This is a genomic window from Sporosarcina sp. 179-K 3D1 HS (assembly GCF_047228905.1).
Classification (GTDB): Bacteria; Bacillota; Bacilli; order Bacillales_A; family Planococcaceae; genus Sporosarcina.
Genome location: NZ_JBFEGI010000002.1, coordinates 58040 through 79874, shown reverse-complemented (window position 1 = coordinate 79874; position 21835 = coordinate 58040). Strand labels below are relative to the sequence as shown.

The window sequence follows — 21835 nt, the reverse complement described above, 5'->3', positions numbered from 1 at the left end:
TTTATAATCAAGTATGAAAGGGAAAAAATTAAAAGACCCGCTGAAAATAGCGAGTCTTTTAATAGATGTAGGCCATTTTTTGAATAGCGCTTCACTGAACGCCTTAATTCAAACCGTTGCCTTATTTTTGAGTTACCGGGATTCCAAGGACAGACGTCAACAACTCCACGGCTTTGTCAATTTCTTCTTTTGTTACGGTGAGCGGCGGCAGGAGACGGATTACATTTGGACCCGCCTGAACGACCAATAGGCCGGCTTCTTCCGCTTTCGCAATATATGGACCGACTTCTTCTTGGCAAGCTATGCCGATCAGAAGGCCGGAACCCCGCACTGTGAATTGGTTATCCGGTAAAACGGATTTCAATTTTTCAATACAGTAGGTAGAAAGCTCATTCACTTGCTTCAAGAAATTTTCTTGGAAAACATGGTCAATTACCGTCTGGGCAACTGCCACACCGAGCGGATTGCCGCCGAATGTCGTCGCATGCGAGCCGGGCCCGAAAGCGTCGAACAAAGCGGGTGTTCCGAGCATAGCCCCAATCGGGAATCCGCCGCCCAATCCTTTGGCGAGCGACATGATATCCGGTTTCAGAACGGTTTGCTCATACGCATAGCGTGTGCCAGTCCGGCCGATTCCAGTCTGCACTTCATCCACAATAAGGAGAATTCCTTTTTCCTTGCAAATATCCGAAATGACTTGCGCAAATTCGGGGTTGACCGGGTTGATGCCGCCTTCCCCTTGGATGACCTCCAGCATGATAGCCGCCACATCGCCATCGATAGCGGCTTGCAACGCATCGATGTCATTGTAAGGGATTGTCTTGAATTTCTCGAGCAGCGGACCAAACCCTTCTTGGACCTTTTTCTGCCCAGTGGCCGACATCGTTGCGAAGGTCCTTCCGTGAAAAGATTGTTCGAATGTGATGATTGTATGTTTTTGTGTATGTTTACGAGCGATTTTAATTGCTGCTTCGTTCGCCTCGGCTCCGCTGTTACAGAAGAAGGCATGGCCGAAATGCGTATCTTTTACAAGAGATGCCGCCAGTTTTTCCTGTTCCGGACTAGCGAATAAATTCGATGTATGCCATAGTTTTTCGCTTTGCTTTTGCACAGCTTCCACGATGGCCGGATGTGCATGGCCGAGACTGACGACCGCAATACCGCTTGTAAAGTCCAAGTATTCTTTTCCTTGGTCGTCCACTACGATGGTCCCCTGTCCTTTCACTAGATGGACCGGACGCCGTGCATAGTTATTGAATAAAGCACTCATGCCGTAACCCCCTCACTGCGTATATCTGTCCCACTTAAATGCTGGTCGACTATTTTAACGGAAGGAATGCCCGCCGTCAAACAAGCGAGGGCCGCTTCCACTTTCGGAACCATGCCGCCATAAATGTCCCCCGACTCAACCCATTGAGAGATGGAGGAAGGCGAAACGGTTTGTTGCACTTCATCCTGGATCCGGATTCCGGGTGTATCCGTCACGAGCAGCAGGCTATCCGCCTCTACTGCAAGCGCAATCCGGCTGGCGACGGTATCTCCGTTAATATTTAGAGGCTTACCATCTTCAGAAACCCCGATACAGGACAACACTGGCATGTATCCAGCATTTGTCACCTTCTCCAATACTTCTGTCCGGATGTTTTCGATTTCCCCAACATTCCCATAGACCTCTTCATCTAAAAAGCTGCAAGTAATCAGTTGCCCATCGAAGCCACTCAAGCCGATGGCGTCGATTCCTTCGCTGTTCAGTTGTTGGACCAATGCAGGATTCACTTTCCCGATCAACGTCGATTGGACGATGCCGATCGCCTCATCGGACGTCACGCGGATGCCGTTCACCGCTGTCGATGTAACACCACTCTTTGCAAGCTCTTGATTGATAGCCGGGCCGCCGCCATGCACGATGATTGGCGCAACCCCGTCCGCCATCAATTGCTTCAGCTGGACGAAGAATTGTTTGCTCAACCCTTCCAGCATGCTACCGCCTAGTTTAATGACAACCCGCTTACGTTCTGTATGTGGCGTTGATTTGGACGTAGTCATATGTCAAGTCGCACCCCCATGCCAATCCTTGCCCTTCTCCCTGGTGGAGCTGGACGACAATTTTCACTTCCGGCTGTTTCAAGTATTCACGCAAATGCTCTTCCGAGAAACTGACCGGCTCCCCACTCTCAACGACCGTCGTGTCACCGATTTGAATGCTGATTGCGTTCGGATCGACGGTTGCGCCGCTATAACCGACCGCTGCGATGATTCTTCCCCAGTTCGCATCGCATCCAAAGACCGCTGTTTTCACGAGCGGCGAACCTACTACCGTTTTAGCGATCTTTCTTGCTTCTTCATCTGAAACCGCTCCAATGACTTCGGTTTCAATCAGCTTCGTCGCTCCTTCGCCATCTTTTGCGATCATCTTCGCCAAGTCTTGTGCGACCGCATGCAAGGTTTGGATGAATTTCCCCCACTCCGGATGCTCCGGTGTCAAGGTTTCATTTTCTGCCAGGCCGTTTGCCAATAGGAGGACCGTGTCATTTGTGGAAGTGTCACCATCCACTGTAATTGCATTGAATGTCAAATCCGTTACCGTTTTCAGCGCCGTCTGCAGGTGAGGAGTTTCCACTTTCGCGTCTGTGGTAATGAAACCAAGCATCGTCGCCATATTCGGTTCAATCATTCCCGAACCTTTTGCCGTTCCGGCAATGGTGATTTCTTTGCCGTCGATGACCGTGGTGTATGCCGTGTTTTTCGTCACCGTGTCCGTCGTCAACAAGGCTTGCGAGAACTGAATCGACCCTTCCAATCCATAGGAAGGCGAGATGTTCTTGATTCCTTTGATGACTGGAACCATGTTCATCTTTTCACCGATGACTCCGGTGGAAGCAACCCCTACCAAGTGGGGATCGATGCCGAGTTTTTCTGCCGTCAACTCCTGCATGGCATACGCATCTTCCAAGCCTTGCTTTCCTGTACATGCATTGGCATTGCCGGAGTTGATAATGATTGCCTGCAACTTTCCTTCTTTGGCAATCGCTTCTTTCGTTACGTGAAGAGGAGCCGCCTGTATGGCATTTGTCGTAAATACGCCCGCTACATTGGCCGGCACTTCGCTGACGAGTAACCCTAAATCGTTTTTCTTATGTTTCAGTCCGCAATGGATACCATCCGCTTTAAATCCTTTTGGTGACAGGATGTTATACCCTGAGATTCGTTTCATGGAAACTGTTTTCGTTGTCATCGTACTACCCCCAAATTTAGATGAATGCCGGGACATGGGCGAGACCGGCCGTTTCATCCAGATTGAATTGGACATTCATGTTCTGGATCGCTTGGCCCGCCGCTCCTTTTACTAAGTTGTCAATTACAGAAACGATCGTAGCACGATTGGTACGTGGGTCGACTTTTACGTGAATATCACAATAATTCGAGCCGTACACTTGATTTGTACCAAATTTATTCGTTTCCCGGATGATCCGGACGAACGGCTTGTCGGCATAAGTCTCTTCTAGACAGTTGACTAGGTCTTCTTCTGTCATACCTTCCGCGACCGTTGCATAACTTGTCGCGAGAATGCCCCGTGTCATCGGCACAAGATGAGTGCTGAATGTAATCGGCGGCGCATCCTGTGCAAATAGAGAAAACGCCTGCTCGATTTCAGGTATATGCTGATGTTGATTTAATTTATAAATGGCCGTATTCTCATTCGTTTCGCTGAAATGAGTCATTTGGTTCGGTTGATTGCCCGCCCCTGAAACACCGCTCTTCGCATCAATGATCAGCTGTGACGGGTCGATCAAGTTCTCTTTCAATAAAGGCAAGAGCGACAGCAGAACCGCTGTCGGGTAGCAACCTGGATTGGCAATGAGCTGCGCTTTCGCAATCGCTGCTTTATTCCACTCCGTCAGCCCGTATACACTTTCTGCGACTGCAGATGCCGGAGCCGGTTCTTTTTTATACCATTCCTCGTAAAGCGCCAAATCTTTTAGCCGGAAATCTCCCGACAGGTCTATCAGTTTCGGCCCTTTTCCTACTAGGGGCGGTAGCAATTGGCTCGCAACTCCTGCGGGTGCACTAGAAAACACGACATCAAATTGTTCCAATCTATCATTCTCAATCCGCTGTAACGGCTGATCGAGGATATTCAGTAAATGTGAATATTTTTGTGAAAAAATCGTCCCTTCTTCAGACGATGTGAATAAAGTAATTTGTTCAACTTCAGGGTGGTTATGAAGAAATCGAATTAATTCAAGACCCCCATAGCCTGAAGCTCCAATTATTCCAACCTTCATGCCAATCACCTCAACTACATGTTAGGATTAGTATAGTAATGTATAAATATAAAGTCAATAGTATTTTTATGAATTTCATGTATTTCATCATTGTATCCGTTTTCATAGAATTTTGGAAGGAAAATTCTTTAACCATTTATGTATAACCGATACATCGAAAAAAGCTAAAGAGGCCGCTAATGGCCTCTTCAGCTCCTTTTCCATCATATTAATCCTGCTCGAAAATAGTCAGCTGACCATCATCGATAAATGCAATCCGAAGTGCCGGTTCAAAGCCACCTTTCTCATCAACGCCAGGAATAACATACACTTGCTTTTCTTCTGGAACGTTTTTAGCGCCTTGATCCAATGAAGCCATGATTTTTTTCGTATCATCGACTGTGCCTGCCTCTTTCATCGCTTCTGTTAACACATATAAAGAAACATAGTGGAATCCGGCTTCCGCCCCAGGATTCTTATCATATTTCTGTTTATACTTCTCAATAAATTCGGCAGTACCAGGGAAGTTCGAATTTATTAGCGGAACCGTGGAGCTGACTCCTTCCAGGAGATCGTATCCTCCACCCAATACGGCAGCCATTTGATCGACTTTTGCTTGGTCCATCACTAAGAACCCGCCTTCAAAGCCCAGATCGCGTGCTTGTTTGAGGACAAGAGCAGTCGGTTCAGATGGGCCACCAATGAATAGAACATCCGGCTTGGCATTTAGAGCATTTGACATGATTGTTTGGAAATCCGTATCTTTACTGAAGTCGATCGATTCGTCAAAGACCACTTCACCCCCATGCGCTTCCCAGACAGGACGTAGAGCTTCTGCCCAATCCTTACCGTACTGACTGGCGGTCGGAAGAAATGCAATCCGTTTTCCGAAGCGCTCCATCTGATAATTTGTAAACGGCTCCAAATAATTATCGTATCTCGGTGGAATGCGGACATTTAACGTATTTCCTTGCTCCGTCACACCAGGTTCACTCGTATAGCCCATAATGATGAAATCTTCTTGTTCATTGAATACCTGCATTGCATAAACTCCGCCACTATGTGGACTGTAAATGAATTTTGCTTTCTGTTCCTGGACTAGCCGTTTCGCATTTGCTGCTGTTTCATTCGGCGAATATTTATCATCTAATGTGGCCAGTTTCAACGTATACGTTTGACCATCCACTTCCAAACCGCCACTTTCATTAATATCGTCCACAGCCATCGTCAGTCCATTCAATGTTTCGGTTCCATAAAAGGCAGCTGGACCACTTAACGGGCCACTGAACCCGATTGTCAGCTCTTTCGCCTCTTTTGTCTCTTCTGCGCTCGCCGTATCAGCGGAATCAACGGCATCGCCCGTGTTGTCGGAGGTGGTCGCAGCAGAATCCCCGCCTTCATTGCACCCAGCTAGCATAAACAGTAGAAGTAAAAAGAAAAGCCCGAACAGTTTGAATATTTTCATCCTAATCTCCCCTTTTATAAGTTTTATTCCATCTCTACTTTGCTAGGCTCCAATATAAGCTTTGCGGATTGCATCATCATTGAATAATTCCTCGCTTTTGCCCTGAAGGACAATGACCCCGTTTTCGACCACGTAGCCGCGATCCGCAATTTTCAGTGCGGCATTGGCGTTTTGTTCGGCCAATAACACGGTTGTGCCACTTTTGTTAATTTCTTGGATGATGGAAAACATCTGCTCTACAATAAGCGGAGCAAGCCCCATGGAAGGCTCGTCCATCATAATCAGTTTCGGCTTGGCCATTAAAGCTCTTCCAATGGCCACCATCTGTTGCTGGCCTCCGCTTAAAGAACCCGCAGGATCCTCCCGCTTGTCTTTTAAAATCGGGAACAAGTCATACACTTCCGTCAACGATTGCTTTAATTGTTGCCTTTTGCCACGATGGACGAATCCTCCCATCATCAGGTTCTCTTCAACGGACATGTCGGAAAACAACTTTTTCCCTTCTGCACATTGCACCACTCCCGCTTTCACCATTTTATCCGGGGAATGGCCGCGTACACTGTTTCCAAAAAAACGGATGTCCCCCTTACTGGGCCGATTCAATCCACTAATCGTATTGAAAATAGTGCTTTTCCCTGCGCCATTGGCTCCGAGCAGAACTACAAGTTCCCCTTCCCCGACTTCCAGGTTAATATGGCTTAACGCTTCAAAGAGGCCGAACTTCACGGTAACGTCAGTAAGTTTCAGCAACTGTCTCCCCTCCTAAATACGCTTCGATAACAGTCGGGTTATTCTTGATCTCATCCGGCGTTCCCTCCGCAATTTTCGCCCCATAATTCAGGACCATAATGCGATCCGCAAGTCCCATGATCATTTGCATCTTATGTTCAATCGTGCAGACGGTAATGCCACTTTGAGCTATTTTCTTCATTAATACAGCTAGACCGTCCGTTTCTTCCGGATTGATCCCTGCGGCGGGTTCGTCAAGAAAAACCACTTTCGGATCCGTTGCCAACGCCAGGGCAATGGCCACCCGTTTTTTCGCTTCCTGGGAAATGATGCTGACCTTCAGATTGGCCAAATCAACAAGTCCGACAAAATCCAATACCTCCATCGCCCGGTCGTACGCTTCCTTCTCCTCCCGCTTTTCCCTCTTCGTGCGGAAAATCGCATCGAACAATTTCGATTGAGTACGTAATCGATGACCGACAATGACGTTATCGATAACAGAAGCCTGTTCAAATAGATTGGTGCTCTGGAAAGTACGTGCAATGCCGAGCCTTGCCCCGATATGCGCAGGTGTCTTTGTAATATCCTTCCCTTCAAATAGGATTGTTCCGGAGGTCGGTTTATGGAATCCGCTAATGAGATTAAAGAAGGTGGACTTCCCCGCCCCGTTTGGTCCGATGATGGCGGTGATTTTCCCCTTTTCTATTTCAAAATCCACGTCATTGACCGCGGTCAATCCTCCAAATTGTTTCGTTAACCCTTGCAGTTGAATAAGTGCCACGGTCATACCTCCCTTCGGTGGAAACTAGAGGATTCCAAAACTGTTTTTCGAAGCACTGCTTCCGGTTTTTTCTTTGGAGTCTGGAATTTCTGTTTCAATGAGTAGTAAGCACCGACCAGCCCCGTCGGATAAAAAATGACGATGCAGACCAGAATAGGACCGAAAATCAGCATCCGATATTCTTGAAAACCTTGCAGCGACTGTTCCAGCCAGACAAACAGCATCGTCCCGACAACCGGGCCTGAAAGCGTGCCAATCCCTCCCACGATCAAATACATCAGGAAGGTAAACACCATGGAAGTGCCGGCAATTTCCGGACCGATAAAACGGAGCAAAGAAGCGTATAATCCACCCGCCAGTGCAGCAAAGCCGACTGAAATGACGAAAGAGACAAGCTTGTTCGTCCGAGTATTGATTCCCAGAGTTTGGGCCAGTTCTTCACTGTTTCGGATGGCGATATAGGTCCGTCCTGTCAACGAATGGACAATCCGGAACGCGACGAAAATAGATAGGACAAGTAAAAAGAGAACCAAGTAATACATCGAAACCGCTGAAGTGAAAGTAATCGGTCCAATCGGATCGGGTACTGGAATCCCGATCAACCCGCGCACACCGCCCGTCAAATCATCCCACTTATCTATCAACAAATAGATTAAATACCCCACGATTAGCGTGTAGATCGCGAAAAAGTGTTCCTTTGTCCGAAGCGCAATCGCTCCCAAAATAAACCCGATGACACAAGTAATCAGAATGGCCAGCAAAAGGGCCACCCAGAAGTTCATCCCCATCTTTGTCGTCAAAATTCCAACAGCATATGCACCGATTGCGAAAAATCCTGCATGAGCGAGATTCAACTGACCCGTATAGCCTGCTAAAACATTCATGCCATAAATCGCAATAATATAAATGAAGCCCACAGTCATGACGTGGAGAACGTATCGATTTTCCGAGAAGACGAGTGGAAATAAAAGAGCGAATCCAAACAGCAGTAAGAGTCCATTCCGTCGGGTCAGCAGCTTTTTCAATCAATACGCCTCCTTCGCAAACAGGCCTCTTGGACGAGCTGTCATAATGATGATCAGCAACAAAAATGCAATCATATCCTTATAGTCATTGGAAATATACGTCGCTCCCAAACTCTCGGAAATGCCGAGAATCAACCCACCGATAATCGCTCCGGGAATACTCCCCATACCTCCGATGATGACCACCACGAACGCCTTCAAAATGACGAGATGTCCCATAGCAGGAAAGACCAGATTAATAGGGGAAGCAAGTGAAGCAGCAATGGCAGCCAATGCACCGGAAATGGCAAACGTCATCATTGCGACGACATTGGCATTGATTCCAACTAGGAAAGCACCTTCCCGGTTTTGTGCCATTGCAATAATCGACGAACCAATCATCGTTTTTTTCAAGAATAGATAGAGCAAAGTCACAACCGCCCCGGCCACGACGATGACTAAAATCCGTTGGGTCGTCATCGCGACGCCACTCACCATCAACGTTTGATCAAAAGGCGTCAACAATCTGTGGTATTCAGTTCCCCATACGAGTGAAACGAGCGCTTCAAAAAACAAGACTAAACCGATTGCAGCAATCTTATCGTGAATGGGAGGCGCATTCCGAAGGGGATGAAAGACGATCCGCTCCATCAACACCGCCAGTAAGGCAACGACGAGAATCGATACAAGGATTGCAATGAAGTAATGGACCCCCCAGCTCCTCATGACGATTAATGTAATATAGCCGCCGATCAAATACAAAGAACCGTGCGCAAAGTTTGGAACATGTAAGATCCCAAATACAAGAGTGAGGCCAATTCCAACAAGAATGTAAACGCTTCCAAGAGTGAGCCCGTTAAACAGCTGTTGGAGAAATAATTCCATTCTATTCCCTCCTCGTCCACTAGGGTTTCAATAAAGCATCCCTGTCATCTACCTAGATTTTCCGATCAATCTTTTGCTAACTGGCTAGCAATGATATTTTTCTGAATTTCAGAAGTTCCTTCGTAAATGCGGGCAATCCTTCGTTAATGGGAACATTGAATGAATGCGTTCCTTCCCATATGTAAGGGACAGGTCCAATAATTTCTGCGAAGAACCTAGATTCCGCGAAGCCAAACCTTCTCCTTTTCGCATACCGTCAGATTGAAACATTTGCCAAAAACTGTTCTAATCGATTGCGCAAGTTCGGTGGGATCGAAACAGATTGTTGTTCTTGAAAGTTGTAGCAGACGATTACTGCACGTCCTATCGCAATCAAAGCTCCTGTCTCCAGATTGAAGATTTCATGCACCATTGTGAAACTCTTGTTCCCGATATGGGATATCTCTGTGGAAATCGAAAGTGTTTGGCTTGCATAGGCTTGGGCAATAAAATCACATTCCGTACTGGCGACAATAAAATTGATACCTTTTCTCGTCCGCGGACCAAAACCAAGGAGCTCAAAAAACCTTGTACGACCTTCCTCCATATAGAGAAAATAGCTTGTATTGCTCACATGTCCGCCTGCATCCGTCTCACAATACCTGACATAGATATCAATGGCCGGAATCCGATTCATGCTCATACCTCCTTCATGATCTTCTTGGCAAGTTCAACCGCTCATTCATAACGTTCAAGAATGGTTGCAATACCTTGTCCTCCGCCGATACACGCGGTGATGAGTGCAAACCGTCCTCCCCTGCGCCGCAACTCGTAAATGGCTTTTGTCACCAATATGGCGCCCGTCGCCCCGAGAGGATGTCCATGAGCAATCGCCCCACCGTTGACATTGACTTTTTCCGGATCAATCCCGAGCTCCTGATTACAAGCAAGAACTTGAGCGGCGAACGCTTCATTAATTTCAATCAGATCCATATCATCCAAGGATAAGCCCGATTTTTCCAACACTTTGCGGGTTGCAGGTACCGGACCGATTCCCATGATGTTCGGGTCCACTCCTGCGACGGCTTGTGCCCGAATTACCGCCAATGGCGTAATGCCAAGTTCCTCCGCTTTTCTCCGGGACATCACCACAACCGCGGAAGCTGCATCATTTAACCCCGAGCTGCTGCCTGCCGTCACAGTTCCGCCTTCCTTAAAAGCAGGAGGCAATTTTGCCAATGCGTCCATTGTCGTTTGAGGACGGGGATGTTCGTCTGTTTTGAACACAATTGGATCTCCTTTGCGGACTGGAATCGTGATAGGGACAATCTGTTCTTCGAAGTAGCCTTCATTCATCGCATCGGCCATCTTTTGCTGACTGCGAAGGGCAAACTCATCTTGTGCTTCACGGCTGATTTTATATTGTTCCGCCAAGTTTTCCGCCGTGATTCCCATTGGAGGATCCCCGATTTCATGCGGTGATAACTGGGATTTCCTGAATTGCGGAAGTGCAGGGCTATACGGCTTTTCTGCCCGTGCCATTAAATACGGTGCCCGGCTCATGCTTTCGACTCCCCCTGCTACAAAGATCTCCCCATCTCCTGCCCAAACTGCTTGTGCAGCGAGATTAACAGCATTGACACCCGATCCGCACTGGCGATCTATTGTCAATCCGGGAAGATTCAGAGAGAGCCCGGTTTGCAATGCGGTCAATCTGGCAATATTTCCACCGCCGCTCAACACATTTCCCATAATGACATCATCGACTTGATCAGCCGATACATTCGCCCGTTGCAACGCTTCTTTAATGACTTCAGCCCCGAAGACATGGGCAGGAACGGAGGCGAGTGTGCCTCCTTGCCTCCCGATTGCTGTCCGAACGGCTGAAACAATGACTGCTTCATTTCCCATTTTCCATCGCTCGCTTTCTTCTATGCTGTTTCGACCCAACCATCTGTCGAAAAAGTGATTTGTCCCGTCATAACAGGCTTTTGTTGTTGATTGACTGCGGCAACGTTAAAGTGTAAGTTCCCCTCACTCTTTTCAACCAGCTCCGCCTGTAAAGTCACCACTTCATCCAGAAACACCATCCCGCTGAATCGTATGGAATAGTCTTGAATGAACCCTTCCTCTGTATAAGGGGTAAACAATTTGGCGAGATTTCCCATTGTCCACATGCCATGTGCAATAATTCCAGGAAGCCCTGCGTTTTTCGCTTCTTCATCAATCGTATGGATTGGATTATAGTCACCGGAAGCACCTGCGTATTTGATCAAATCCAATCGGGTGACCGGATCCAATTGAATAGGAGGCAACGATTCGCCAGGCTGCATATTTACAATACGGTTCACACAAGCATCCCCTTTCGTACCGCTTCATTGAGGATGATAACCCGTTCCTCCGAGAGGATCGGGCGCTGCTCTTCGTCGAGTGCAGTCCGGGAGATCACGAGGAAACCCATCTCTCCGAAGTTACCTGTTTTTTCATAGTAATCTTTGACTTCCGTGAAACAATAGATGTCTTCCCCTACGAATAGAGGGCGTTTATAATGAAAGGATTGCTCCCCATGAATCAAACCTTTCGGCGGCAAATGTAAATCTGGTATGATTCCAAAATTCAGCGTGACAGGGTAAGTGGCAGGGGCGATATTGCGCTTATACCTTGACGTTCTTCCCACCTCTTCATCAAAATAAATGGGAGCGGCATCGCCAATCGCTTCTGCAAACTTTTTCACTGCGCCTCTTTCAATGGTGTTTTTAACAATAGCTGAACGTTTTCCAATACTGTCTCGTAGCAATGGTTTCCCTCCGTTCTACCATTCTTACGTTCTCGGGCCTCCCGCAACGTAAATGACTTGGCCACTGACGAATGATGATTTTTCATCGGCGAAAAATGCAACCGCATTCGCAATATCTTCCGCCTTCCCACTGCGACCGACCGGAATTTTGCTGACACTTGCTTCAATCAATTGGTCAAACGAAATGCCAATCCGTTCCGCAGTCGCTTTTGTCATATCAGTCTCGATAAATCCAGGAGCGACCGCATTTGCAGTTATCCCAAACTTGCCCAGCTCTATCGCAAGTGTTTTGGTGAAGCCTTGCAACCCCGCCTTAGCGGTAGCGTAGTTGGCCTGCCCTCGATTGCCTAGTGCGGACGTAGACGAGATATTGATAATGCGTCCATAGTTTTGTTTTACCATATATTGTTGGGCTGCCTGGGTGGCATAAAAGGCACCTTTTAGATGAACGTCCATGACAGTCATCCAATCATCATCCGACATTTTGTAAATCATATTGTCCCGGATAACACCCGCATTGTTGACCAAAATATCAATGGAGCCAAATTGTTCATGGACTTCCTCCATTGCTTGTTCCACTTGTTCACGGTCAGTCACACTCGCGTTTTTCGCAAAAATGGAGTACCCCTTATCCTTTAACTCACTAACCGCTTCATCAAGCGCTTCTTGATTGACGTCAATGATCGCGACGTTGGCCCCTTCTTGTGCAAACTCCTCCACGATCTTGCGTCCGATTCCACGGCTTCCGCCAGTGACAAAAGCAGTTCTGCCTTCAAAACGAATTCCCATTCAAAATTCCTCTCCTTCTTGTACAAACTTACACATATTGTCCGATTTTCACATGGCCTTTCAATAGGTTTCGGGAGATGATCATGCGCTGGATTTCGTCGGTTCCATCATAAATTCTCCACAATCTTGCTTCCCGGTACCAACGCTCGATCGGCAATTCTCTCGTATACCCCATCCCGCCATGGATCTGCAGGACCCGGTCGACGACCTTATTCCCCATGATCGCGCCATTGAGTTTCGCCATAGCTGCCAAATGACGGTTGTCCTCGCCTTGATCCAACGTAAACGCTGCATTGAGGACGAGCCATTTCGCCGCTTCAATTTCTACGGCAGAATCGGCAATTTGCCATTGGATCGCTTGTCGATCCGCAATCGGCCTGCCAAACGTTTCGCGCTCTTTTGCATAGTCGATCGCCATTTGAAGCAATCTTTCCGCAGTTCCTACAGCACGCGCACCGACCACCCACCTCGCAAAGCCGATCCACTCAAGCCCGAGCTTGTAGCCCCCATGAATCTCGCCTAAAATATTCTCCTCGGGAACGCGAACGTTATCAAAGACCAGGCTTGCAGGCCCCCACTCGCCCATTGTATCAATGTACTCCGATGTCCAACCCATATCCCGGTCGACGATGAAGCAAGTGACGCCGTCTCTCCCTGTTTTTTGATGGCGTTCTTTATCTGTCACTGCGATAACCATGACGAAATCAGCTTCATTCCCACCGGTAATAAACGTCTTTTCACCGTTTAACACCCATTCATTCCCGTCTTTTACAGCAGTCATTTTGATATTTCTCGTATCCGATCCCGCATCCGGTTCCGTCATGGCGAAACAAGATTTTTTATCTCCATTAATCGTCGGGATCAAATATTTCTTTTTCTGTTCCTCGTTGGCGTAATAAAGAATATTATCAGCCGAGCCGCCAAATCGGAACGGAACAAAAGTTTTGGAAACCTCCATAAAGACGATGGCCATCATCATTTGGCCAAGATCGGCACCGCCATACTCTTCTGGCGTATTAATGCCCCAGAAACCGAACTCCTTCGCTTTTAATTGCAATTCTTTCTGTTTCTCCTCAGAGAGTCCCGGTTTCCCTTCCCGTTCGTTTTTCAGGACTTCAAATTCCAATGGCATTAATTCATTCTCCACGAATCGCCGGATTGTGTTTTGCACCATTTTTTGTTCTTCTGAAAGGCGTAAATACATGACCGTCACTCCATCTCTTTAATTAGTTTCTATGATTGTTGTTGCACGTGCTCGTTTTGTTGTGTACGAAATTGTTCTTGCAAGGAGCGTTTCAACACTTTGCCGACAGCAGTTTTAGGTAATTCATCGACAAACAGGACATCCTGTGGGATCTTAAAAGCCGCTAAATGATCTCTGCAATATTGAATTAGTTCTTGTTCGGATAGTTGGAACCCATCTTTCAAAGCGACCACGGCCCGGATTGTCTCCCCCCTATACTCATGGGGGATCCCGATCACAGCGGCCTCGAGCACAGCCGGATGATTATATAGGACATTCTCGATTTCTATCGGGTATACATTATAGCCACTCGCAATGATCATCTCTTTTTTCCTGCCGACGATGTAAAAGAACCCGTCTTCATCCATCTTGGCAAGGTCCCCGGTATACAACCAACCGTTCCGAATTGCATGCTCGGTATCTTCGGGCCTGTTCCAGTATCCTTTCATCACTTGTGGTCCCTTGATCACGAGCTCCCCGACTTCTCCGACAGGCAGCGTGAGTTCCCCAGTGGCAATATCCACGATTTTGGCGTCGGTATTGGGGATCGGGATTCCGATGCTTCCATTCTTTTGCAACCCGCCAACCGGATTCCGATGCGTAACCGGAGAAGCTTCCGATAGCCCGTATCCTTCCGCAACTTGTGACCCGCTAATTTTATTGAATTGATTGAGAATCTCCAAAGGCAGTGAGGCGGAACCGCTCGTACACGTATTCAGGCAGCTCAAATCGAAATTTCGAGTCTTGTAATAGTCCACTAGGGCAATATACATCGTCGGCACCCCTGGAAATGCGGTCGGTTTTACTTGTTCGATTAACTCTACAAGCTGGGCCACATCAAATTTAGGGACTAAAATCAAATTGCCTCCTTGGTAAAAAGTCATGCTCATCGCACTCGTCATACCGTATACATGGAAAAGTGGGGTAACGGCCAGAACTCGTTCTTCCCCTTTTTTTACAACGGCTTGTGAAGTCGCCGCACTTTGCAATGTATTGGCGACAATATTGGTATGCGTCAACATGGCTCCTTTTGGCAAACCGGTCGTGCCGCCTGTGTATTGTAAAACAGCAACGTCTTGCTCCGGGTTGATTTGAATTTCGGGGAGGGGGGCCCCCAGGTCATCATATTGAAGCTCACCCGGCATGGAAGCGCTTTCAACAATTATAGGAATCGCCATTTGCAAGTCGGATTTTGGCTTGATACTCTCGATCACCGGCTGTAATGGATTCATGTAAATCAATAATTTTGCCCCAGAGTCATTTAGAATATTCAACAGTTCCGCTGCCTTGTACATCGGATTCACTTGGACAATCGTCGCGCCACAGAGAAGGGCGGCGTAGAAACTGATCGGATATTGGGGGCAATTCGGTAACATCAGACCGACTCGGTCCCCTTTTTGAATGCCCAATTTTGATAGAGCAAGGGCGGTTTGTTGAATCCGGCTGCGTAACTCGCGATACGTAAACGTCTTCCCGAAAAAAGTCATGGCCGTATGTTCGGTAAAGTTTGCAATTGACTCTTCCAATAATTGCGGAATTGTTATTTTCGGTATTTCGATTTCTACTGGAGTTCCCTTTACTACATATTTCGTCCAAGGTCTATCCACATTTCCCACTCCTTTTTCAGTTATAGAGAGCTTCCTCCATCCACAGCAATTACTTGGCCTGTTACATAATCGCTCGCTTTCCCTGCCAAAAATAAGGCAGCTCCTTTTAATGAGTCAGTATCTCCTAGTTTTTTCAAAGGATTATTATTCCGAATGGCATCTCCGCTTTTATCCAATACGCCCTTCGTCATTTTCGTCTCGAAAAACCCTGGAGCGATTGCGTTTACATATAGACCATGCTCCGCCCATTTCCTCGCTAAATCTTTAGTGAAATGATGGACAGCCGCTTTACTCGTGCTATAGCCGATCGCATTCAATACGTTGGCTGGTTCAGCTTTGATTCCCGCAACGGAACCGATGTTGATAATTTTGCCGTATCCATTGCGGATCATGTGGTTTCCGACTTCTTTGGACATGAGGAAAGTTCCCGTGACATTGACATCCATCACTTTTTGCCAAGCCTCCAAGGGCATATTTTCAGCCCGCTCTCCCCAAGTCGCCCCGCTATTATTCACGAGGATGTCAATCTGTCCAAAATCATCCAAAACGGCTTTCACCGTATCGATCACTTCCTCTTCCACACCGACATTGCATTCGTACGCCTGCGCTTTTATGCCATACTCTTTTATTAAATGATCCACCGTTTCTTCGCAGTTTTCGATTTTCCGGGAGCAGACTGCAATATTAGCGCCATATTCCGCGAACGCTTCCGCTATGGTGCGGCCCAATCCTCTACCGCCTCCCGTAATCAATGCCGTCTTTCCATGCAAATCAAATAATGTACGTCCCATTACTTTCCCTCCATCATTCATAATTATATTTGACGATACTATACGGCCGGTATGTAAATACAGTAAAATACTGGCCGGGCGGTATTTTATAACCAAATTTTATAAACAGTAAAATCAGTATAGATTATAATTTCTGTATTTTCAATCTATTATTAGTAATCTTATTGTTAATTGACTATAAACAATCAGCCACCAACTTCGCTGTTCTCACAAAAAATTGGCGACTGACTTGAAAATGCTTTTTAGCTATGGAATTTCTGCATCAAATCTCTTGGAGGACTCCATGTAAGATGAAGTCCGTAAACATGACGGCAAGCTCTTCGACCGAAATTTGTCCATTCGGATTGAACCAGCTATAGCTCCAGTTTGTAACACCTAAAATGGCAAAGACAATCATTTTAGGGTGCAATTCCTTCCTGAATTCCCCGGCTTCTATCCCTTCCACGAGAAGCTGTTCGATATTCAATCGAAACTTCTCTCGTTTTCCTCTAATGATTTTCGCATTTTCAGGGCTTAAATTCCGCATTTCCCGAAAGTAGATCCGGCCATTCGGGCCTTGTGTCTTGATATCATGGATGATAAGTTGCACGATTTGAATGAGCCGTTCCCGGCATGTTTCATTCTTCTCCAGTATCGCTTCTTCCCTATTCAACAAATCGTCGATATATTGTTCCTGTATATCCATCAAGAGCGATTCCTTGCTTTTATAATGGTAGTAGAACGATCCCTTTGTAACATTAATCGTATCGACAATATCCTGTATGGATGTCTCACTAAAACCTTTTTGCTGGAAAAGAAGGATACTTTGCTTTAAAAGTTCTTCTCTCATTAACTAACAACGCCTTTCTCTCTTTAATCAGGCAATTCGACGAAGCAAAATCGACTTCAGATGTACATAAAGTTATCTTCTCTATACATCTCAAGTTTCCCTTCTACGTGTACTATTGTTCTGCCGATTGTCATTTTTGATTCTGACCGTACGGTATGTTCAGAATAATTGAATTAATAGTATCATGAGAGAGTTAACTATGCAACATTAATTTTCAAATAAATTACCGTGTATATTTCCGAATAGGTTTGTTGCAACGGATACCGTTATGCTATACTAAGTTTAGTAACAGGTCCTATTAGCAGCTATATGAAACATGACTACAATACTCATTGGGGGTTTACAACTGTGGATATTTTGAATTTGCAAGGAAAAAACATCGTGGTAATGGGGGTGGCGAATGAGCGGAGCATTGCTTGGGGAGTCGCCAAATCATTATTCTCTATCGGTGCGAATGTCATCTTCACCTATCGGAAAGAGCGCTCACTTGCGAAATTGGAAAAGGCGCTGGAATCGGGTAATTTTGAAGCACGGATGATTGTTCAATGCGATGTTAATGACGATGCTAGCATGCATGAGGCATTCACGAAAATCGGGGAAGAAGTCGGTGTCATTCACGGCGTCGTCCACTCCGTAGCATTCGCCCATGCAGAAGACCTTCGGAGCAATTTCGTCGAGACGACAAGAAGTGGCTACGCCTTCGCGCAGGATACCAGTTCCTATTCCCTCATTGCCGCAGCCAGAGAAGCACGGCCATACATGACGGAAGGCGGATCGATCGTCACGATGAGTTATCTTGGAGCAGAGCGAGTGCTCGACGGCTACAACGTCATGGGTGTCGCAAAAGCGGCTTTGGAAGCATCCGTCCGCTATTTGGCCAACGACCTTGGAAAAGAGAATATCCGGGTCAATGCCATCTCTGCAGGTGCGGTCCGGACGCTTTCTGCAAAAGGCGTTCCTTCATTCAACACGATTCTGTCTCAAATTGAGGAAAAAGCGCCACTGAAGCGCAATGTCACTAACGAAGAAGTGGCCGACATGACAATTGCCATGCTCAGCAAATTATCTAACGGCGTCACCGGCGAAACGATTTACGTCGATGCCGGTTATCATATTATGGGGTGAATCAACAACAGCTGTCTCGATGAAATCGGGGCAGCTGTTGTTTTGTCTTAGAGATCATTTATATCATTAATCAGGTGAAAATCGACTGATGACTACTACCTCCCTCTTCTTTTTTGAGAGCATAATAACTGGGTTATTGGTGATTCTACATTAAAAGGGATAACTCAATATGGGAGGTACTACAAAATTGACACCAAACATGAATACGAATTCCAATGCTAACAAGAAAAAAGATGATCCGAATACCTATACAGCCTATGGAGATCCAGTGAAATCCTCTGCCCCTCCTATTAATCACAAGTTTAAGAAAGCCACTTCCACAATTGCTGAAAGTACTGAGAAAGGTAATACTCGTAACGATTAAATAGCAAGGTGCAGTCACATCAAAAAGTTTCCTGGAACAGAATTCCAGCGGGTCACTAGTGAAACGGTCTATCGTATTATGGGATGAACGTCCAGCTGTCCGGAATAATCTCGGGCAGTTTCTCTGATTTGTAAGCCTGAAAAAAAGAGGACTGTCCACCTTGGACAGCCCTCTTCTTTCACTACTTCACTTCCTTCATCAATTGTTTATTCCCTTTGGTGAGGATATTTTCGTAATCGATATATTCGTAAATATCACCAGTAATCTGCTCGCTAAACTTCGCCAATTCTTCGATTGTCAATTCTTCAATCGCTTTCTTTTGTTCCTCGCAATAAATGATAAGCTTCCCTACGATCTCATGCGCATCACGGAAAGCGGTCCCTTTGCTCACGAGATAATCCGCCACTTCGGTCGCATTAAGGAAGCCCGCTTTGATAGCCGCTTTCATATTGTCTACGTTTACCTTCAGTGTATCGATCATTCTTGCCATGATTTCCAGGCAGTCCATGACCGTATCAAGCGCATCGAAGAACTGTTCTTTATCTTCCTGCATGTCTTTATTGTACGTAAGAGGCAGCCCTTTCAGCGTTGTCAATAAAGAGAACAGTGACCCATACACCCGGCCCGTCTTCCCACGGATCAACTCGGCCGCATCCGGATTTTTCTTCTGCGGCATGATGCTGCTTCCCGTTGAATACGCATCCGACATCGTGATGAATTTGAATTCCTGGCTGCTCCATAAAATGAGTTCTTCGCTCAAACGGCTCAAGTGCATCATGATGATGGAGAAATCGGACATCAGCTCCAGTAAATAATCCCGATCGCTGACACCGTCCAGGAAATTGTCGACCGGTTTCGCAAAGCCGAGTATCGATGTCGTCACCGTGCGGTCGATAGGATGTGTCGTACCCGCCAAAGCGCCGCAGCCGAGCGGATTTTCATCCAAAATCTCGATGGCAGAGGCAACCCGTTTTTTATCCCGGGCAAACATTTGAGCATAAGCGCCGAGATGATGGCCGAACGTCACGACTTGTGCCCGTTGCAAATGAGTATACCCCGGCATGATGACGTTGTTGGCCGCACCTTTTTCCTGTAGGGAATCGATGAGCATTTGCAAGCTATCCATCACTTCCGCCGCTTTGTTTTTTGCGTACAAACGCATGTCGACGGCCACTTGATCATTCCGGCTACGTGCCGTGTGAAGCTTTTTCCCCGTTTCACCGATACGCTCCGTCAACTGCATCTCTACGAAGGAATGGATATCTTCGTAATTGCCTTCGATTGTTAATTCTCCCGATTCGATATCATGCAGAATCGATTGCAACCCGTTGACAAGAAGATCTCCCTCTTCCGGGGTCAATAAATCGCTATGTACAAGCATTGTTACATGAGCCAAGCTCCCCGTAATATCTTCCTTATATAAACGATGGTCGACCGGCAACGAAGTATTGAACTGTTCCATGATTTCATCCGCACGGCTCGTAAAACGCCCACCCCAAAGCTTCATATCTATCTCATCCTTCCAGGAATGAATTTTTATACAATATAATGTATTATAATTAACAAATGTGTATATTGCAATAGATTATACGCTTTTCATTTACCCCAAAACGCGCCAGTAAGTCAATAAATGCGGTATACTTTAAGGATGAAGGAGCTGAATAGCATGGACAAACATATTCCTATTACAATAATTGAACGTTGCCATAAAGAAACAGAAGATGTCATACAGACGGAAACAGTGGATTTTTTGAAAAATAAAGTGACCTATCTGAAAGATCATTCGGAAGAATTCATTTACGTGGAGTCACCCGATTTTGAGACGATCCGAGTGGATGCCCTTGCTCTAGAAATCGATGATGTTTTCCAAACATACACTGCTCTGTTTGGATTGGCGTTGCAGAAAAAACTTCGCGATTCGATCCAATCGTATCTCAATGCCAATCTGCAAGGAGAAGGCATCCAATTCAGCATGCTGTTTTCCGGGGAGGACGGGGTATGGGATGTCAATATTACGCTGGATGGCATGGAAGGCTTTGATGAAAATCTCACGTTGGAACATACGGTTCAACTGGTGGTCCGATTCGTTGCCGATTTGGTTAACGCAGCGAAGGATGGGAATTGATTGAACAATCGACAGTTTATTTATACGTATGTTCGGCATCGGGATGAGCAGGATCTATGCCGGATGGAAATGCGTGCATTCTTCGGATACGACGTGGCATCCAATATTTTGAAAAGCCCTGTCGAAATCGAACCGAGTCGGAGCCCTTTCATGAAGGAAGGGTTGGACGTCTTATGTGAAGATGACACATTGGAAGGGTTGTATCGCCAAATTGAATGCCTGGAAAGTGGTGAACCAACTTTCAAAGTTCTCTGCTTGAATTCATTCGACCTCGGAGATACGAAAAAAATCGGTTTCGCAGAGCGTCGACGAATCGAGCGGGACGCTGGTTTGCGAATGCCGGGGGAACCCGATTTGAATGAACCGCAAAAGATCTTTGGGATTCTGAATTGGGACAGCCGCTGGTATTTCGGGGAATACAAGCCGAGCGAAGCGGTGTGGCATCAACACCAACAAAAGCCGCATATGTATTCCACGGCACTCGGTACCCGGCTGGCACGGGCAGTGACCAATATCGCTGTTCCTTTTCCTGAAGGCATCCGTGCCATCGATCCGTGTTGCGGCATCGGGACCGTGCTCGTCGAAGCGCTCTCTATGGGCATTGACATGAAAGGCCGGGACATCAATCCGCTCGTCGTCTGGGGCTCGCGAAAGAATATCAGGCATTTCGGTCTGGACGGTGAAGTCACAATAGGTCCGATCGCTGCAGTCGCCGATGAATATGACGTCGCCATCATTGATATGCCATATAATCTATTTACGCATATTACAGACGAAGGACAGCTCGACATTTTGAAAGAAGCCCGGCGGTTCACAAGTAAATTGGTCGTCGTGACTATTGATACAATCGATCATATGATTAGCGAAGCGGGCTTTTCCATCATCGACCGCTGTGTTGCAAAGAAAGGCACCTTCTCCAGACAAATACTCGTTTGTGAATAAAGACTTTCAACCAGGCCGTCCATAGAGGGCCTGGTTTTTGCATTCCGCTCTCCGGGAAACTGAGTTTCCTTGCACTCAAGCTTAGATTGCTTGCATTCAACGAGAGTTTTCTTGC

23 protein-coding genes and 1 pseudogene are annotated in these 21835 nt (G+C 46.6%); 4 read left to right on the top strand and 20 right to left on the bottom strand.

Annotated elements, in window-relative coordinates; translation table 11 throughout:
- Window positions 1-121 precede the first annotated feature (121 nt).
- The 19 genes and pseudogenes from AB1K83_RS03080 to AB1K83_RS02990 form a co-directional block, all read right to left on the bottom strand.
- Complete coding sequence (locus AB1K83_RS03080; RefSeq protein WP_413056686.1) at window positions 122-1270, bottom strand: acetylornithine transaminase; 1149 nt, start codon at window positions 1268-1270, stop codon at window positions 122-124.
- Window positions 1267-2046: an acetylglutamate kinase gene (gene argB, locus AB1K83_RS03075; protein ID WP_413056685.1), complete on the bottom strand. Its 780-nt coding sequence runs from the start codon at window positions 2044-2046 to the stop codon at window positions 1267-1269. The genes AB1K83_RS03080 and argB overlap by 4 nt, the downstream gene beginning before the upstream one ends.
- Window positions 2009-3235 carry a bifunctional ornithine acetyltransferase/N-acetylglutamate synthase gene (gene argJ, locus AB1K83_RS03070; RefSeq protein WP_413056684.1) on the bottom strand — a complete coding sequence of 409 codons (1227 nt, stop codon included), beginning with the start codon at window positions 3233-3235 and terminating at the stop codon, window positions 2009-2011. The genes argB and argJ overlap by 38 nt, the downstream gene beginning before the upstream one ends.
- A 16-nt stretch (window positions 3236-3251) precedes the next feature.
- Window positions 3252-4286, bottom strand: a complete 1035-nt coding sequence (argC, locus tag AB1K83_RS03065) for an N-acetyl-gamma-glutamyl-phosphate reductase (RefSeq protein WP_413056683.1) — start codon at window positions 4284-4286, stop codon at window positions 3252-3254.
- Window positions 4287-4494: 208 nt separating this feature from the next.
- Window positions 4495-5730, bottom strand: a complete 1236-nt coding sequence (locus AB1K83_RS03060) for an ABC transporter substrate-binding protein (RefSeq protein ID WP_413056682.1) — start codon at window positions 5728-5730, stop codon at window positions 4495-4497.
- A gap of 42 nt (window positions 5731-5772) precedes the next feature.
- Window positions 5773-6480, bottom strand: coding sequence for an ABC transporter ATP-binding protein (locus AB1K83_RS03055; protein ID WP_413056681.1), 708 nt, complete (start codon window positions 6478-6480; stop codon window positions 5773-5775).
- A complete protein-coding gene (locus AB1K83_RS03050; protein WP_413056680.1) occupies window positions 6464-7240 on the bottom strand; it encodes an ABC transporter ATP-binding protein in 777 nt (258 codons plus the stop codon). Before AB1K83_RS03050 ends, AB1K83_RS03055 begins: the two co-directional genes overlap by 17 nt.
- A gap of 2 nt (window positions 7241-7242) precedes the next feature.
- Window positions 7243-8265 carry a branched-chain amino acid ABC transporter permease gene (locus tag AB1K83_RS03045; RefSeq protein WP_413056679.1) on the bottom strand — a complete coding sequence of 341 codons (1023 nt, stop codon included), beginning with the start codon at window positions 8263-8265 and terminating at the stop codon, window positions 7243-7245.
- Window positions 8266-9129, bottom strand: coding sequence for a branched-chain amino acid ABC transporter permease (locus AB1K83_RS03040; RefSeq protein WP_413056678.1), 864 nt, complete (start codon window positions 9127-9129; stop codon window positions 8266-8268). It lies immediately after the preceding gene.
- A gap of 65 nt (window positions 9130-9194) precedes the next feature.
- A pseudogene (locus AB1K83_RS03035) lies at window positions 9195-9269 on the bottom strand (acyl-CoA dehydrogenase family protein); the annotation flags it as partial.
- A 116-nt stretch (window positions 9270-9385) separates the two neighbouring features.
- Entirely contained in the window at window positions 9386-9805 is a 420-nt protein-coding gene (locus tag AB1K83_RS03030) for an acyl-CoA thioesterase (protein WP_413056677.1), read from the bottom strand.
- A gap of 41 nt (window positions 9806-9846) precedes the next feature.
- On the bottom strand, window positions 9847-11019 hold the full coding sequence (locus AB1K83_RS03025) for a thiolase family protein (protein WP_413056676.1): 1173 nt from the start codon (window positions 11017-11019) through the stop codon (window positions 9847-9849).
- 20 nt (window positions 11020-11039) lie between these two features.
- A complete protein-coding gene (locus tag AB1K83_RS03020) occupies window positions 11040-11459 on the bottom strand; it encodes a MaoC/PaaZ C-terminal domain-containing protein (protein ID WP_413056675.1) in 420 nt (139 codons plus the stop codon).
- Window positions 11456-11905, bottom strand: a complete 450-nt coding sequence (locus AB1K83_RS03015; protein WP_413056674.1) for a MaoC family dehydratase N-terminal domain-containing protein — start codon at window positions 11903-11905, stop codon at window positions 11456-11458. The genes AB1K83_RS03020 and AB1K83_RS03015 overlap by 4 nt, the downstream gene beginning before the upstream one ends.
- A 24-nt stretch (window positions 11906-11929) precedes the next feature.
- Window positions 11930-12694 carry a 3-oxoacyl-ACP reductase FabG gene (gene fabG / locus AB1K83_RS03010; RefSeq protein ID WP_413056673.1) on the bottom strand — a complete coding sequence of 255 codons (765 nt, stop codon included), beginning with the start codon at window positions 12692-12694 and terminating at the stop codon, window positions 11930-11932.
- Window positions 12695-12722: 28 nt separating this feature from the next.
- Entirely contained in the window at window positions 12723-13898 is a 1176-nt protein-coding gene (locus AB1K83_RS03005) for an acyl-CoA dehydrogenase family protein (RefSeq protein WP_413056672.1), read from the bottom strand.
- Between the two features lie 29 nt (window positions 13899-13927).
- Window positions 13928-15544 carry a long-chain-fatty-acid--CoA ligase gene (locus AB1K83_RS03000; RefSeq protein ID WP_413056671.1) on the bottom strand — a complete coding sequence of 539 codons (1617 nt, stop codon included), beginning with the start codon at window positions 15542-15544 and terminating at the stop codon, window positions 13928-13930.
- Window positions 15545-15564: 20 nt separating this feature from the next.
- Window positions 15565-16335, bottom strand: coding sequence for an SDR family oxidoreductase (locus tag AB1K83_RS02995; RefSeq protein WP_413056670.1), 771 nt, complete (start codon window positions 16333-16335; stop codon window positions 15565-15567).
- A gap of 262 nt (window positions 16336-16597) precedes the next feature.
- Window positions 16598-17164: a TetR/AcrR family transcriptional regulator gene (locus tag AB1K83_RS02990; protein WP_413056669.1), complete on the bottom strand. Its 567-nt coding sequence runs from the start codon at window positions 17162-17164 to the stop codon at window positions 16598-16600.
- A gap of 309 nt (window positions 17165-17473) precedes the next feature.
- On the opposite strand from AB1K83_RS02990, the gene fabI reads away from it, so the two are divergent.
- Both fabI and AB1K83_RS02980 read left to right on the top strand, forming a co-directional pair.
- Window positions 17474-18289, top strand: a complete 816-nt coding sequence (fabI, locus tag AB1K83_RS02985; RefSeq protein ID WP_413056668.1) for an enoyl-ACP reductase FabI — start codon at window positions 17474-17476, stop codon at window positions 18287-18289.
- 187 nt (window positions 18290-18476) lie between these two features.
- Window positions 18477-18653 (top strand): hypothetical protein, encoded by a 177-nt coding sequence (locus tag AB1K83_RS02980; protein ID WP_413056667.1) that lies wholly within the window; start codon window positions 18477-18479, stop codon window positions 18651-18653.
- Window positions 18654-18834: 181 nt separating this feature from the next.
- Here AB1K83_RS02980 and argH read toward each other — a convergent pair whose 3' ends face one another.
- Window positions 18835-20160, bottom strand: a complete 1326-nt coding sequence (argH, locus tag AB1K83_RS02975; RefSeq protein WP_413056666.1) for an argininosuccinate lyase — start codon at window positions 20158-20160, stop codon at window positions 18835-18837.
- Window positions 20161-20319: 159 nt separating this feature from the next.
- On the opposite strand from argH, the gene AB1K83_RS02970 reads away from it, so the two are divergent.
- Together AB1K83_RS02970 and AB1K83_RS02965 are read left to right on the top strand one after the other, a co-directional pair.
- Window positions 20320-20778 carry a protoporphyrinogen oxidase gene (locus AB1K83_RS02970; RefSeq protein ID WP_413056665.1) on the top strand — a complete coding sequence of 153 codons (459 nt, stop codon included), beginning with the start codon at window positions 20320-20322 and terminating at the stop codon, window positions 20776-20778.
- Entirely contained in the window at window positions 20779-21720 is a 942-nt protein-coding gene (locus tag AB1K83_RS02965; RefSeq protein WP_413056664.1) for a TRM11 family SAM-dependent methyltransferase, read from the top strand. It abuts the gene before it with no gap.
- Window positions 21721-21835 lie beyond the last annotated feature (115 nt).